At 71.3% G+C, this 13,464-nt stretch carries 14 protein-coding genes; 3 read left to right on the top strand and 11 right to left on the bottom strand.

Annotated features, from left to right (window positions below; all coding sequences use genetic code 11):
- Positions 1–3 precede the first annotated feature (3 nt).
- The 9 genes from gspD to gspG form a co-directional block, all read right to left on the bottom strand.
- Positions 4–2,235 (bottom strand): type II secretion system secretin GspD, encoded by a 2,232-nt coding sequence (gene gspD, locus NFT33_RS01050; RefSeq protein ID WP_251672613.1) that lies wholly within the window; start codon positions 2,233–2,235, stop codon positions 4–6.
- A gap of 2 nt (positions 2,236–2,237) precedes the next feature.
- Positions 2,238–3,164 carry a type II secretion system protein N gene (gspN, locus tag NFT33_RS01045; protein WP_251672612.1) on the bottom strand — a complete coding sequence of 309 codons (927 nt, stop codon included), beginning with the start codon at positions 3,162–3,164 and terminating at the stop codon, positions 2,238–2,240.
- A 13-nt stretch (positions 3,165–3,177) separates the two neighbouring features.
- Positions 3,178–3,702 (bottom strand): type II secretion system protein GspM, encoded by a 525-nt coding sequence (gene gspM / locus NFT33_RS01040; protein ID WP_251672611.1) that lies wholly within the window; start codon positions 3,700–3,702, stop codon positions 3,178–3,180.
- A complete protein-coding gene (gene gspL / locus NFT33_RS01035; RefSeq protein WP_251672610.1) occupies positions 3,699–4,931 on the bottom strand; it encodes a type II secretion system protein GspL in 1,233 nt (410 codons plus the stop codon). The genes gspM and gspL overlap by 4 nt, the downstream gene beginning before the upstream one ends.
- Positions 4,932–5,075: 144 nt before the next feature.
- A complete protein-coding gene (gene gspK / locus NFT33_RS01030; RefSeq protein ID WP_251672609.1) occupies positions 5,076–6,080 on the bottom strand; it encodes a type II secretion system minor pseudopilin GspK in 1,005 nt (334 codons plus the stop codon).
- Entirely contained in the window at positions 6,077–6,823 is a 747-nt protein-coding gene (locus NFT33_RS01025; protein ID WP_251672608.1) for a PulJ/GspJ family protein, read from the bottom strand. The genes gspK and NFT33_RS01025 overlap by 4 nt, the downstream gene beginning before the upstream one ends.
- 5 nt (positions 6,824–6,828) lie before the next feature.
- A complete protein-coding gene (gene gspI, locus NFT33_RS01020) occupies positions 6,829–7,194 on the bottom strand; it encodes a type II secretion system minor pseudopilin GspI (RefSeq protein WP_251672607.1) in 366 nt (121 codons plus the stop codon).
- Positions 7,178–7,693, bottom strand: a complete 516-nt coding sequence (locus tag NFT33_RS01015) for a prepilin-type N-terminal cleavage/methylation domain-containing protein (RefSeq protein WP_251672606.1) — start codon at positions 7,691–7,693, stop codon at positions 7,178–7,180. The genes gspI and NFT33_RS01015 overlap by 17 nt, the downstream gene beginning before the upstream one ends.
- A complete protein-coding gene (gene gspG / locus NFT33_RS01010) occupies positions 7,690–8,124 on the bottom strand; it encodes a type II secretion system major pseudopilin GspG (RefSeq protein ID WP_037481015.1) in 435 nt (144 codons plus the stop codon). The genes NFT33_RS01015 and gspG overlap by 4 nt, the downstream gene beginning before the upstream one ends.
- An 80-nt stretch (positions 8,125–8,204) precedes the next feature.
- Here gspG and NFT33_RS01005 point away from each other — a divergent pair, with 80 nt between their 5' ends.
- On the top strand, positions 8,205–8,807 hold the full coding sequence (locus NFT33_RS01005; RefSeq protein ID WP_251672605.1) for a hypothetical protein: 603 nt from the start codon (positions 8,205–8,207) through the stop codon (positions 8,805–8,807).
- A 6-nt stretch (positions 8,808–8,813) separates the two neighbouring features.
- On the opposite strand, the gene NFT33_RS01000 is transcribed toward NFT33_RS01005, so the two are convergent.
- Positions 8,814–9,899 carry a nicotinate-nucleotide--dimethylbenzimidazole phosphoribosyltransferase gene (locus NFT33_RS01000; RefSeq protein ID WP_149504420.1) on the bottom strand — a complete coding sequence of 362 codons (1,086 nt, stop codon included), beginning with the start codon at positions 9,897–9,899 and terminating at the stop codon, positions 8,814–8,816.
- 122 nt (positions 9,900–10,021) lie between these two features.
- Positions 10,022–11,554, bottom strand: coding sequence for a threonine ammonia-lyase, biosynthetic (ilvA, locus tag NFT33_RS00995; RefSeq protein WP_251672604.1), 1,533 nt, complete (start codon positions 11,552–11,554; stop codon positions 10,022–10,024).
- Between the two features lie 315 nt (positions 11,555–11,869).
- Between ilvA and NFT33_RS00990 the strand changes: the two genes are divergently transcribed.
- Both NFT33_RS00990 and NFT33_RS00985 read left to right on the top strand, forming a co-directional pair.
- Positions 11,870–12,304, top strand: a complete 435-nt coding sequence (locus NFT33_RS00990; protein WP_149504418.1) for an OsmC family protein — start codon at positions 11,870–11,872, stop codon at positions 12,302–12,304.
- A gap of 497 nt (positions 12,305–12,801) precedes the next feature.
- Positions 12,802–13,446 carry a FlgO family outer membrane protein gene (locus NFT33_RS00985; protein WP_251672603.1) on the top strand — a complete coding sequence of 215 codons (645 nt, stop codon included), beginning with the start codon at positions 12,802–12,804 and terminating at the stop codon, positions 13,444–13,446.
- The last annotated feature ends 18 nt before the right edge of the window (positions 13,447–13,464 follow it).

The raw sequence follows: 13,464 nt of genomic DNA, 5'->3' as shown, positions 1-13,464 counted from the left end.
GGGTCAGGGCAGGGAGCCGTTGGACGAGGATGGGGGGCGCGGCGCTGCCGGCGCCGTGGGCTCCGGCAGCGTGGCGGCCGGTCGTTCGGGCAGGGCCGGCAGCACCGGAGCGTCGTTGATGTTGCCCAGCGTCGCCGACGGCGTCGGCTGGCTGGTCTGCTGGCGGGCGCGGATCGCCTCGTAGCGGTCCAGCGTCAGCGCGGTGGCATCCGCCTGCGTGCGCATCACCACCGGGCGCAGGAAGACCAGCAGATTGGTCTTGACCCGCTTTCGCGAGCCCGACTTGAACAGGTTGCCGACCAGCGGCAGCGAGGCCAGACCCGGCACCCGGTCCTCGCCGTCGCCGAACTCGTCCTTGAGCAGGCCGCCCAGCACCATGATCTGGCCGTCGTCCACCACCACGGTGGTCTCGATCGCGCTCTTGTCGGTGGTCGGCCCGCTGGTGGTGCTGGTGCTGACGACGCTGGAGTTCTCCTGGTAGACCTGCATGCGCACCGTGCCGTTCTCGCCGATCTGCGGCTTCAGGCGCAGCGTCAGGCCGACATCCTTGCGCTCGATGGTCTGGAACGGGTTGGTGGAGTTGCTGCTCGAGCCGGTGCCGGTGAAGCTGCCGGTGACGAAGGGCACGTTCTGGCCGATGACGATCTTGGCCTCCTCGTTGTCGAGCGCGACCAGATTGGGCGTCGACAGCACGTTGGCGCCGGCCTCGGACTCCAGGAAGCGCGCCAGCGCGCCCAGCGTGTAGACGCCGTTGACCGCCTGGATCAGGCCGACGTTCAGGCCGTTGCCCAGCAGGCTCGAGGCGGTGGTGGTGGCGCTCAGCGAGGAGGTCGTCGTCGTCGACAGATTGACGATGTTGCCGGTCGCGCCGTAGTTGGTGCCGGCCACCAGACCGTACTTGTCGCCGTTCTTGCCCAGCAGGCCCTGCCACTGGAAGCCGAACTCGGCCGTCTTGTTCGCGTCGATCTTGACGATCATCGATTCGACATAGACCTGGGCGCGGCGCGCGTCGAGCTGGTCGATGACCGCACGCAGCTGGCGGTACATCGGCTCCGGCGCGGTGATGATCAGCGCGTTGGTGGCCGGATCGGCCTGGATGAAGCCGCCGGTCGACGGGCTGGCCGCGGCATTGACCGGGCTGGTCGACTGGGTCGAGGCGCCGTTGCTGCCGTTCTGGCCCGCCATCGTGCCGAGGCCGCCGCCGCTGGCGGCGGTGCTGCTGCCCAGGCCGCCCGCGCCTGACAGGCCGCCGGCGGCACCCGCCCCGCCGCCGCTGCCGCCGGCGCTGAAGGCCGCGCGCAGCACGGTGGCCAGCCGGGTGGCATCCGCGTTCTTCAGGTAGACGACGCGGATGTTGCCGGTCGCCTCGGCGCCGGTGGGCGGCTGGTCCAGCTTGGCGATGACCGCGCGGATGGCCGCCAGCCGCGCGGCATTGGGCGCGCGGATCAGCAGCGCGTTGGTGCGCGGGTCGGCCAGCACCGAGACCGCGCCGCCGGTGGTGGCCGGCGGCGCGCCGGGCGTGCCGCCGGCCGAGCTGTCGGCGAAGCGCTGCACCATCTGCGCGATGTCGGAGGCCACCGCATGCCTGACCGGCACCACCTCGACATCGGTGGCCGCCGGCGTGTCCAGCGCGGCGATGATCTTGGCCAGCCGCTGCAGGTTGTCGGCGTAGTCGGTGATGATCAGCGTGTTGTTGCCGGGGTTGGCGTTGATGGTGTTGTTCGGCGAGATCAGCGGGCGCAGCACCGTCACCAGGTTGTTGACGTTCTCATGCTTCAGGCTGAAGACCTGGGTCAGGATCTGGTCGCCCGAGCGCACCACCTGGCCGACCGAGACGGTGCCGGTCTGCAGCTTGGCCTCGGCCTCGGGCACCACCTTGAGCAGGCCGGAGACCTCGATGACGGTGAAGCCCAGGCCGCGCAGCGCGGACATGAAGTTCAGGAAGGCCTCGCGCTCGGTCAGCGGCTGCTCGCTGTAGAGCGTCATCTGGCCGCGCACCCGCGGGTCGACCACGATCTGGCGCTTGACGATCGCCGCCATCGCCCGCGCGACCGCGTCGATCTCGGCATTGACGAAGTTGACGGTGACCTTCTGGGCGCTGGCGGCGGCCGCGCGGCGGCTGCCCTGCTGGGCCAGCGCGTCGGAGGCGGGGGCGAGACCGCCCAGCGCGGTCAGGCCGGCCAGGGCGGCGGCGAGCAGGCGCGGCGGCACGGGAGGGCGGGAGCACGGCTTCATGGTCATCCGATCGAGAGCAGGGACCGCGCGCCCTGGCGCCGTCCGATGATGTTGAGCAGGTTGTCGAGCGCGGGACGCTCGGCCTCGCGGGCGCTGGCCTCGCCGCGCAGGCGCAGGCCGCCGGCGCCCCAGCTGCCGGTGGCGCTGAGCTGCAGCGCGCCGTCGAGGGTGTCGAGCCCGATCTGCGCGGTGCCCGCCTGGGCCGCATCGCTGCGCACCGTCAGGCGGTAGCTGCCCAGGCGGGGCAGCGTGGTCAGGCGCGAGGAGAGATCGCGCAGCTCCAGCATCGCGCTGCCTTCCATCGAGAAGCGGCCCCGGGCCCAGGTCAGGCGCAGGTCCTGCGTGCCGAGCTGCATCGCACCGCCCGGCCGCATGGTGTTGAACGGCGTGCCCAGGCCGACCAGCCAGGCCGCCGGCCACTGGCCGATGCGCCCGTCCGGGCCGTCGGGCGAGGGCTGGATCCGCACCTCGACCCGACCCAGGCCGGGGCGCACGATCAGTCGCGGCTCGCCGCCCAGGCAGCAGTCGTGGCGCAGCGCCAGCTGCGCGGCCAGGCCGTCCAGGCTCAGCCGCCAGCCCAGCCGGCCGGGCAGGGCCATGGCCTCGCGGCTGCCGGGGCCGGCGGTCAGCACCAGCACCGCATCGCCCGCCCAGAGCGAGCCGCGGGCATCGGCCAGCAGCACATGGCCGCGGGTGGCCGCACTGACCGCCTGGGCCAGCCAGGCCGCCGGCGCGACCAGCGGCAGCGTGACCAGCGCGCCGGTCAGCGCGCCGGCCACCGCCCAGCGGCGGCTGGAGCGGGCCTGCGCGACCCAGCCGGTGCGCGAGCGCGTCAGCGCATCGTCGAAGGTCGACAGCGGGCCGACGCTGGGCTGGTAGGTCGGACGCCAGGGGCGGGAGTGCAGCGACAGGTCGGGTCGTCGGCTCATGCGGGCGGCCTCGTCAGCGCGGTGCGGCCAGCGTCAGCACGATGCTGCCGCTGTAGCCATTGCCGCTGCGGCCGAGCTGGGCCTCGACCACCCGGGCCCGCGCGGCGCTGCGCACCTCGTCGAGCCAGGCGGCCAGCGCCGCCGGCTCGATGGCGGTGAACTGCACGGTGATGCGCTCGCCGCTGGCCTGCAGTCGTGCGGCCGCCCCCAGCCGCTGGGTGGCCGACTGCAGCGCGGCCTCGGCCTGGGGCGGTGCCACCGGCGGCAGCGCACGCAGCTCGCCCGCTTCGGCAGCCAGGCGGCGCATCTGGGCGAGCTGCGCATCGACCTCGGCCAGTCGGGCCGGCGCGGTCGACAGGCTGCGCAGCGCCGGTGCGATCGCGACGCTCCACAGCAGGAAGAGGCCCAGCACCAGCGCGGCAGCGCCGACCAGCAGGCGCTCTCGCGGGGCCAGCGCCGACCAGCGCTGGCGCAGCGGCGCGAGCTGCTGCATCAGCGCGCCGAGCCGCGGGTCCGTCGCCGGGGCGGGGCGGCTCATCGGGGCGCTCCGCCGCGGGCCTGGCTGATCTGCACCTGATCGGCGCCCGGTTCGAGCCGCCAGCCGCCGGGCGCCAGCGTGGTGCGCATCTGCTCGAGCAGCTCGGGCGGCAGGCCCTGCACGCCCAGGCGGATCTGGCCCGGCTCGAAGGCCACGGTCTGAGGCGGGCGGCCCTCGGGCCAGACGCTGGCGGCCACCTGCATCAGCGTTTCCAGGTCGCCGTCGCCGGCGCGGCCGGCGCTGGTTCGCAGCATCTCGTTCTCCCGTTCCATCTGCACCGGGGCATCCAGCACCGCACGCACCTGCGGATGGGTGCGGGTCAGCAGCTGGGTCATCTCCAGCCGGCGGCTGCGGATCTCGCGCTCCTGCAGCCAGGCCCAGGCATTGAGGCCGACCACCTGCACCAGCGCCAGCCCGAGCAGGCCCAGGCGCACCGGCCGCCAGGCCGGGGTCATGAAGCGGCGCCAGCCCTCGCGCAGCTGGGCCAGACCGCGGTGGCGCGGTGCCAGCTCGAACTGGCGCAGGTTCCAGGGGCTCTGCGCGGCGGCCAGCAGCAGCTCGGCCTGACGGGTGACCTGCACCGGCTGGCCCAGCCAGCGCTCGGCCGGCGCGGCGGCGGCCGGCTCGGCCGTCCACAGCGTGTCGCCCGGCAGCGGCTCGGGCAGCAGCGAGCGCGCCAGCGAGCCCGCCACCGGCCAGGTCGACACACCCTGCGCGTCGGCCCAGCTCAGGCGCGGGCGCGGCGGTTCGTCGGCCGGGTCGACATGGAAATGGCCGCGCGCCAGCGTGTCGGGCCACAGCATCGGCACGATCCGGTCGACCGCCCGGCCGCCGGCCTCGATCGCGCCGATCTGCGCCACCAGCCAGTCGCGGTCGATCGCGGCCAGCCAGCCGGGCTCGCCGGCCTGCGCATCGGGTGCGGCGGCCAGATGCAGCGCGTCGGTCTCGTCGAGCAGCGCTTCCTCGGCCAGGCCGGCCAGCGCCGCGCGCAGCCGTGCCGGCGGCGCCTTGGGCCAGTCGATGCGGTGGAAGGCCACATCGGCCGGACCGCAGGCCAGCACCGTGGTGCCGGCCTGGGGCAGCAGCGCGGCGGCGCAGCGGCCTTCGGACTGGACAGTGCGGCCGTCCGGACTCAGCACCCAGCCCAGTTCCTGTGCGGGTGCCGCAGCCGTGCGGCCCTGCGGATGCAGGCGCGGACGGTCGGGCAGTTGGACAACGAGCAGGCTCATGCGGGTTCGGTCAATTCGGGCCGATTGTAGGGCGCGGGGCGGGGGCGGACTGTGACCGGGCGTGGTGTCCGTTTCATGAACAGAGCGGCATTTCCGGCCTGGTTCTGCCTCGATCGACGGGGGCCGCGCTGCTTCAAGGGCGCTTCAGGGCTGCAGCAGCGCCTGCAGCTCGAGCGGATCGGTCAGCCGCCGGGTCGACAGCAGCCGCACCTCGCGGCCCTGGCGCTCGATCAGCGAGCGCTGCGCGATCATCATCGTGTCGAGCCGCAGCGAGCCGGTCACCACGAAATAGGCGCTGTTGACGCTGATCCGGCGTGCGTCGGTCAGCGCGCGCTCGCCCAGCACTTTCTGCACCTCGTCGGGCGAGCGCAGCGGATCGCGCTGGCGCGCCTGCACCAGGCGCTGCGCGCCGGCCAGGTCGATGCCGGGCAGCACCGCGGCGATGACCTCCTTGGGCGCGGTGTTCAGATTGACCGGCGTCTCGCGCGGCAGCAGCACCACATAGGGCCTGAGCGTGCGCACCACCGGCTCGGACAGGCCCAGCCAGCCCAGCTCGTCGACCGAGGGCGGCATCAGCGGCAAGGCCGCCGTGCCGGTGGCCGATTCGGCCTCGGCCTCGGTGGCCCCGCCGGGCGTGGCGCGGCGCAGCGCCAGCGCCAGCCGCTGCGCGACATCCGCGCCCAGGCCGATGTGCTCGCACAGCCGCGTCAGCGTCTGCAGCTCGGGCGGGCTGATCTTGCCCTGCTGGATCAGATTGCGCAGGTTGTAGCGTGCCTGCGCATCCTCGATGCGGCCGGACAGGAAGGCGTCGGGCATGCCCTCGCTCATCTGGCGGTCGGCGGCCAGGAAGGTCGACAGGCGCGCCTCGGCCAGCGGCGCGGCCCAGGGCTCGTTGAGGTGGTCGGTGCCGCCGCTGCGCGCGTCCTCGCGCAGGATCATGCGCGACCAGTCCATCGCGCCCTGCAGCAGCCATTGCGCCTGGGTCTGGGTGCGTTCGGCCGCCTCGACCTGCAGCGCGCGCCACTGCTGCCAGAGCATGCCCGCCGCCAGCGTCGCCACCACGGTGACCAGGATCATCGCGGTCAGCAGCGCCGCGCCGCGGGGGCGTGCCGGCAGCGCGCGGCGTCGGGCGAGGAGGATCGGTCTCATGGATGGATCAGGCGGATGTCGCGGGTCAGCGTGCCGGCGGCGGTGCCGCCCTCGCCGAACTGCAGCAGCAGGCGCACGCCGTCGGGCAGGGCCTCCTGGTTGACGATGACCGGCGGTGTCGCGCTGTTGTTCGAGCCCGCGCCGGCGCCGGCACCGCCGCCATCCGGGCTCTGGCCGTCCTGCCGCCCGGGCGTTGCTGCCGGCTCTGCCGCCGGTGCGCTGCCGTCCAGGTCGCCGCTGGACTGCGCATTGCTCCAGCTGCTGCTGCTCTGGTGATAGTGATGGAGCTGCCACTGGCTGACGCCGTGCAGCATCGCCAGCGTGCCGGCCTCGCTGCCCAGCAGCTGGTAGCTGCGCATCCAGTGCTCCTGCAGCGCGTCCATCGCGGTGACCGCCGGCGAGCTCCAGCGCCACAGCGTGCCGCCGCGCAGCGTCCAGGCCACCACCTGCAGGCCCTCGGGGCGGCGGCGGGTCAGGCGCAGCGTGGCGCCGTCGAAGTTCAGTCCCGGCACCACCTGGGAGTCATGCACCTCGCGCAGGTCGATCTCCCACTGCGACATGACCGACTGCAGACGCAGCAGCCGCTCCATGTGCGCCTGGGTGATCTCGCGGCTGCGCACCACCGCGTCGACGCCCTGCCATGCCATCGCGGCCATGACGGCCATGATCGACAGCGCGACCAGCAGCTCGATCAGCGTGAAGCCGCGCGACCGCGACCGCGATCCGGGAACGGGTGGGCGCATTGGCATCAGAGCCTCGACATCACGGTGCTGTAGGTCAGCAGGCTCTGGCCGTCGGCATCGAGCATGCGCACGTCGATGCGGCGGAACAGCGGATTGGGCGTCGGCCGCACCGAGACCCGGCCGGCATAGCTGCGCCCGAGCTGCTCGCAGCTGAATTCGCTGTCGCCCACCGGCGGGAGCTGGCGCGACAGGCGCAGGTTGGCGAGATGGCTGTCGGCGCACCACTGCGCGGCCAGCGTGCTCTCCAGCCGCTCGGCGTTGCCGCTGAGCGCGCCGGCGGCCTTGATGCCGGCGGCCAGCGTCAGCGCGACGATGGTCAGCGCCACCAGCACCTCGACCAGGGTCAGGCCGCGTTCAGCGCGGGGTCGCATCGCCGTCCTCGCTGATGACCGCGAAGGGTGCCAGGCCGTCGCTGCCCAGGCGCACGCTGCGGTCCTCGAGCCGCAGCACCAGCTGCTGCGCCGGAATGACCGGCTCCGGCCCGAGCACCAGCGCGCGCTGACCGGGCGGCAGCTGCACCTCGATGCGGCCGGAGAGCTCGCGCTCGGCCCAGCGCTGTGGCAGGCCGTGCTGCGGCGGCAGGCCCTGGAAATGGAAGTCGGCGTCCTCGGCGCGATCGTCCGGGCCGAAGCTCCCCGGCCGACCCGGCCCGGGCGCCCAGCCGGCGAGCGTGCCCGAGGCGCGGGCCTGCACCCGTGCGGCCTCCAGGATCGCGGCCAGCCGCGAGGCCTCGCGCTCCAGCCGGGTCGAGGCCGGGTCCGGCAGCGCCATCGTGACGACCGCACTGGCCAGCGCGACGATGGCCACCACCACCAGCAGCTCCAGCAGCGTGAAGCCGCGCTGGCCGCCGCGCTGGCCGGAACGGCTCACTGCCAGGAGCCGATGTCGGCGTCCTTGCCTTCGCCGCCTGCCTGGCCGTCCGCGCCGTAGCTGAAGACGTCGATCGGGCCCTTCACGCCCGGATTGGCGTACTGGTAGGCGCGGCCCCAGGGGTCGGCGGGCAGCTTGTCCAGATAGGGCTTCCAGTTGCCCGGCACCGGCGCGGCGCTCGGCTTGGCCACCAGCGCCTGCAGGCCCTGCTCGCTGGTCGGGTAGCGCTGGTTGTCGAGCCGGTAGAGCTTGAGCGCCTGCATCAGGTTGTTGACATCGGTGCGGGCGGCGGTGGCGCGGGCATCGTCGGCACGGTCGAGCACGTTGGGCACGACCAGCGCGGCCAGCACGCCGATGATGACCAGCACCACCATCAGCTCGATCAGCGTGAAGCCGCGTGCGGCAGTGCGGGCGAGACGCGAACTTTTCATTCGGGCAATCCTGTCGGGCGATGAGTCGGCGGGGTCGTCGATCATAATCCGGCGCCATGGCAGCACGTTGGACAGCATGGTTGGTGTGGGCCGCCCTGGCGGGCAGCCTGGTCTTCTGGGGCCTGCGCCTGGGTGTGCGTCCGGGCGGTCTGCCGCCGCAGGTGCAGACGGTCGCCACCGACCAGGCGGTGCGTGGCGATGTGCTGCGCATGCTCGGTGCGGTGCCGGCCGCCGTCGTCGGTCTGCCGGCGGCCGCACCTGAGGCGGCAGCACGCTTTCGCCTGATCGGTGCGGTGGCCCGCGACGGCGGCGAAGGCTGGGCGACGCTGGCGGTCGACGGTCAGCCGGCGCGCGTGGTGCGCGTCGGCGCCGCAGTGGACTCGAACTGGGTGCTGCAGTCGGTGAGCGCCCGTCAGGTCACGCTCGGCCCGGCCGGCGCGCCCGCGCAGCTCACGCTCGATCTGCCTCAGCTGCCGCCGCCGGCCACCGGCGTGCCGGGTCAGCAGGGCGCAGCGGCTGCGCCTGCGCCGGCCGGCATGATGCCGGAGGGCATGCAGCCGGTGCCGCCCATCCAGGTTCCGCCCGACGGCGTGATGCCGGGGCAGCCGCCGATCATCCAGGCGCCGCCCGAAGGGGCCGGCACCGTCAGCGGCGGGGTGGTCGAGCCGCCCATGGTGCGCTGAAGCGTCTCAGCCGCGCACCGGGCGTGGGTCGAAGTCCGACGGCGTGGTCTCGGCGGGTTCGGCCGGCGGCGGCATCGGCTCCACGGTGTCCTCGACCTCGGTGAGCAGCGCGCAGGCGGCACGCACCAGCGGCCAGCTCAGCGCGGTGCCGGTGCCGTCGATCGACTCCAGGCCCAGCGCCAGCAGCGCCGCGCTCTCGAAGCCGGCCAGCACCACATCCAGACCGCGGTGGTCGGTGCTGCGGCAGAACAGCGCATAGTCGACCACCGCCGGCGCGATCTGCGAGGCCACCAGCAGCGCGGCGCAGGCGCTCATGCCGTCGACCAGGATCAGCATGCGCCGCTCGGCCGCGCTCAGCATCGCGCCGACCATGACCGCCATCTCGAAGCCGCCGAAGCTGGCCAGCGCCTGCACCGGATCCTCGCTGCCGGGGTGGCGCGAGTGGGCGCTGTGCAGCACCGTCAGCACATGGTTGAGCTCGTCCTCGTCCATCCGTGCGCCCGAGCGCACCAGCTCGCGCAGCGGCAGGCCGGTGATGCGCGAGATGACCAGCGCGGCCGAGGCACCCGAGCCCACGCCCAGCCCGGCGCAGCCCAGCACATTGCCCGGCAGCGCCTTGGCGATCTCCATGCCGGCTCGCAGCGCGGCATTGACCTGGTCGAGCGTCATCGCCGCGGTGACGCGGCCGTTGCGGGTGCCATGCGCGATCTTGCGCAGCAGCATGCCCGGCCGGGCAGGCATCGCGCTGGCCAGGCCGCAGTCGACGATGTCGAGCGTCATGCCCTGCTGATGGGCGAACACCGGCAGCGGCACCCGGCAGGCCAGCAGATCCTCGATCTGTGCGGCAGTGCTGTGGTGCTGCGGCGGGTTCAGGTCGACCGCCAGGCCGTGGTCGCCGGCGAACAGCAGCAGTTGCGGCTGGCGCAGTCGCGGGCGCAGCGTGCCCTGGATCAGCCCCAGACGCAGCGCCAGCGGCACCAGCTCGCCGAGTCCGCCGGCGGTGGCGACGCGACGCTCGAGCTTGAAGCGCAGCGCCTCCTCGAGCTGGGGGTGGGCGGTCGGGACGATCAGGGGCCGGGCAGCGGAAGACATCGGGAATCCGGGTTCAGGACAGGGCGACGGAGAAGGCGACAGATTGTGTGCGCCAGCCCGCCCGGCCGTGACCCGCGCGCCCCGGCATCCCGTGGCGCTTCAGTGCATTCCGGCGCGTGAATTCAGCGCAGGAACAGCCGGTAGACCGGGTTGTCGGTCTCTTCGGTGAAGGGATAGGCCAGCGTGTCGAGGAATTCGCTGAAAGCCGCACCGTCGGCCGCCGGCACCTGGATGCCCACCAGGATGCGGCCGTAGTCGGCGCCCTGGTTGCGGTAGTGGAACAGGCTGATGTTCCAGTCCGGGTGCATGCTCGAGAGAAAGCGCATCAGCGCGCCCGGCCGCTCCGGGAACTCGAAGCGGAAGACCCGCTCGTCGCGGGCCAGCTCCGAGCGGCCGCCGACCAGATGGCGCAGGTGCGTCTTGGCCAGCTCGTCATGCGTCAGGTCGACCGCGCCGAAGCCCTGGGCCGCGAACAGCGCGCCGATCTCGGCCGACTCGCCGCGGGTCTTCGTGCTCAGGCCGACGAAGATGTGCGCGATGCGCTCGTCGCTGATGCGGTAGTTGAACTCGGTGACGCTCCTCGGGCCGATCAGCTCGCAGAAGCGCTTGAAGGAGCCGCGCTCCTCGGGGATCGTCACCGCGAACAGGGCCTCGCGCTCCTCGCCGACCTCGGCGCGCTCGGCGACGAAGCGCAGGCGGTCGAAGTTCATGTTGGCGCCGCAGGTGATCGCGACGAAGGTCCGGTCGGCGCAGCCCTCGCGCGCCACGTACTGCTTGACCGCTGCGACCGCCAGCGCGCCCGACGGCTCCAGGATCGAGCGGGTGTCCTGGAAGACATCCTTCATCGCCGCGCAGACCGCGTCGGTGTCGACGACGATGAACTCGTCGACCAGCTCGCGCGCGACGCGGAAGGTCTCCTCGCCGACGAACTTGACCGCGGTGCCGTCGGCGAAGAGTCCGACATCGTTGAGACGCACCCGCTGGCCGGCGCGCACCGACTGCAGCATCGCGTCGGAGTCGACCGTCTGCACGCCGATGATGCGGATCTCCGGGCGCACCGCCTTGATGTAGGCCGCCACGCCCGAGATCAGGCCGCCGCCGCCGATGGCGACGAAGACCGCGTCGATCGGGCCCTCGTGCTGGCGCAGGATCTCCATGCCGATCGTGCCCTGGCCGGCGATCACGTCCGGATCGTCGAAGGGGTGCACGAAGGTCAGGCCTTCGGCCTCGGCGACCTTCAGCGCGTGGTCGTAGGCGTCGTTGTAGCTGTCGCCGTGCAGCACGACCTCGCCGCCGAGGTGGCGCACCGCGTCGACCTTGACCTGCGGCGTCGTCACCGGCATCACGATGACCGCGCGGCAGCCCAGGCGCTGGCTGCCCAGGGCCACGCCCTGCGCATGGTTGCCGGCCGAGGCGCAGATGACGCCGCGCGCGCGCTGCTCCGGGCTGAGGTGCGCCATCTTGTTGTAGGCGCCGCGCAGCTTGAAGCTGAAGACGGGCTGGTTGTCCTCGCGCTTGAGCAGCACCTGGTTGTCCAGCCGGCGCGAGAGCTGGCGTGCCGGCTCCAGTTCGGTCTCGCGCGCGACGTCGTAGACCCGGGCGGTCAGGATGCGCTTCAGGTAATGGTTCAGCAGGGTCTGGCGGTCGTCGGACATGGGCGGGAGCAAGAGCGGGAACAAGGGCAGAAACGGCCGCTAGTGTCTCGCAAACCCGGATGGCGGACGAAAAAAAGCCCGAGGCTTGAGGCCTCGGGCTCAATCCACCTATGGAGGAGGGTGGAGGAGACAACCAGTGCGTTAGAGTGCCCGTCGTTCGAAAAGTTCTAGGGGACAGTCTCGATTGCTTGTTCGAAATTGTACCAAAGCAATTGCTGCATTGCAACGAGACTCTGCGCCGCCCGGGCGGGCGGTTCGTGCAAGGCGTCGCGGTGAGGCGTCACAATCGCTCCCTTTTCTGCGGAGACACGAACGATGGAGTGCACGATCAACTGGATGCCGGCCTCGGGCATGGCCTTTTCCGCCGAGACCGGCAGCGGGCACCTTCTGATGATGGACGGCGCCCCCGAGGGCGGCGGGCGCAACCTGGCGCCCCGTCCGATGGAGACGATGCTCGCCGGCGCCGGCGCCTGCACCGCCTATGACGTGGTGCTGATCCTCAAGCGCGGCCGCCATGCGGTGCAGGGCTGCCAGGTGAAGATGAGCGCCGACCGCGCCGAGACCGAGCCCAAGGTCTTCACCCGCATCGTCATGAAGTTCGTCGTCAGCGGCGCGAAGCTGCCCGAGGCGGCGGTGAAGCGCGCGGTGCAGATGTCCTACGAGAAATACTGCTCGGCCACCGCGATGCTGGCCAAGACGGCGCAGATCGATCTGGAGGTCGAGATCGTCGACACCGCTGCGGGCGGTTGATTCTTCGGGACGGTCGGCTGCAGGTTTGCTGCGCCGCGTGATTGTTTGCCCTCAATCCGTCGGTTCGCCTGTCGATACTTGTCAGGCGAAGTCTGGATGACTTCAGTGGTCAGGTTTCCTCGGTAGAGGGGCCGATCTGTGAAGCAGTAGGTTCAATCACAGGAAGTTGCAGCAATGAAGACCGTCTTCTCCACTCTGTTCTCCCTTTTGGGTATCGGGCTGATGTCCGGTTGCTCGACGGTAGAAGTCCGAAATTCAGTGGAGCAGCCGGCGCCCGTGGTGTCGTCCTGTGCAACCTGCAAGCCTGCTCCCTACTATGCCACTGCAGTGACCCGTCCGGGTGCGTGCAATGATTATCCGGTCACTTATCGGGTCCAGATTCCGGAGGTGGATGATCGCATTCGCCCGGTCGATCGATCCCAGCTGGTTTCCACGGGTGGTTATTACGCTGCCTGTGGGTCCTCGCCGTGCTGCAAGTGATGTGAGAGGGCGCAGTCATGAATTTCCTCCGTGTCCTCCTTGCGTTGGCTGGCGCCAGCCTGATGGGTGCCGCTGCTGTGGCGCAGCCAGTCGTGCTGATCGATGAGCGCATGGATCTGCGTCGGCAGCACTATCTCGAGCCGAATGTCTACCGCTACGAGCCGATCATTTCGCACCACGCGGGCTCGCCTGCAGGCATCTTCAACAGCGGAATGATCTTCCTCGCCGAGCAGATCAACCGCAATGTGTCGCCAGACGGCAAGTCTCGCCAGACGGTGGTCACCAGCTTCTCGCCGCTGGGCGATCTGAGCGAATCGTCATCGTTCGGGCGGCTGATTGGCGAGCATCTGATGCATGAACTGGTCGTGCGAGGCTGGCTGGTGGCTGACATGCGCATGACCCGCAATCTCATCATCAATGATTCCGGTGAATTCATTCTCAGCCGGGACATCATGAAGATCCGCGAATCGATGCCGATGGCCAATGTCGTCACGGGGACCTATACCACGACCAAGGATGGCGTTCTGCTGAGCGTCCGGGTTCTGGATGTCGCATCGGGTCAGGTTCTGTCGACGGCGCAGACACGGTTCCCCCGGGATGCTTTTGTTGCTGCATTGGTGGACAAGCCACCTGTTCTGCCCGTGGTAAGATTTTCGCGTTGACAGCAAGGCCGAACCAGG

The organism is Sphaerotilus sp. FB-3 (genome assembly GCF_023706025.1).
GTDB classification, from domain to species: Bacteria; Pseudomonadota; Gammaproteobacteria; order Burkholderiales; family Burkholderiaceae_C; genus Sphaerotilus; species Sphaerotilus sulfidivorans.
The sequence above is the reverse complement of the archived record's forward strand: the minus strand, read 5'-3'. Positions and strand labels throughout refer to the sequence as shown.

What these genes read in the sequence shown, in the direction of transcription:
- gspD (WP_251672613.1), bottom strand. Translation starts at nt 2,235, where the DNA reads ATGAAGCCGTGCTCCCGCCCTCCCGTGCCGCCGCGCCTGCTCGCCGCC.
- gspN (WP_251672612.1), bottom strand. Translation starts at nt 3,164, where the DNA reads ATGAGCCGACGACCCGACCTGTCGCTGCACTCCCGCCCCTGGCGTCCG.
- gspM (WP_251672611.1), bottom strand. Translation starts at nt 3,702, where the DNA reads ATGAGCCGCCCCGCCCCGGCGACGGACCCGCGGCTCGGCGCGCTGATG.
- gspL (WP_251672610.1), bottom strand. Translation starts at nt 4,931, where the DNA reads ATGAGCCTGCTCGTTGTCCAACTGCCCGACCGTCCGCGCCTGCATCCG.
- gspK (WP_251672609.1), bottom strand. Translation starts at nt 6,080, where the DNA reads ATGAGACCGATCCTCCTCGCCCGACGCCGCGCGCTGCCGGCACGCCCC.
- NFT33_RS01025 (WP_251672608.1), bottom strand. Translation starts at nt 6,823, where the DNA reads ATGCGCCCACCCGTTCCCGGATCGCGGTCGCGGTCGCGCGGCTTCACG.
- gspI (WP_251672607.1), bottom strand. Translation starts at nt 7,194, where the DNA reads ATGCGACCCCGCGCTGAACGCGGCCTGACCCTGGTCGAGGTGCTGGTG.
- gspG (WP_037481015.1), bottom strand. Translation starts at nt 8,124, where the DNA reads ATGAAAAGTTCGCGTCTCGCCCGCACTGCCGCACGCGGCTTCACGCTG.
- NFT33_RS01000 (WP_149504420.1), bottom strand. Translation starts at nt 9,899, where the DNA reads ATGTCTTCCGCTGCCCGGCCCCTGATCGTCCCGACCGCCCACCCCCAG.
- ilvA (WP_251672604.1), bottom strand. Translation starts at nt 11,554, where the DNA reads ATGTCCGACGACCGCCAGACCCTGCTGAACCATTACCTGAAGCGCATC.
- NFT33_RS00990 (WP_149504418.1), top strand. Translation starts at nt 11,870, where the DNA reads ATGGAGTGCACGATCAACTGGATGCCGGCCTCGGGCATGGCCTTTTCC.
- NFT33_RS00985 (WP_251672603.1), top strand. Translation starts at nt 12,802, where the DNA reads ATGAATTTCCTCCGTGTCCTCCTTGCGTTGGCTGGCGCCAGCCTGATG.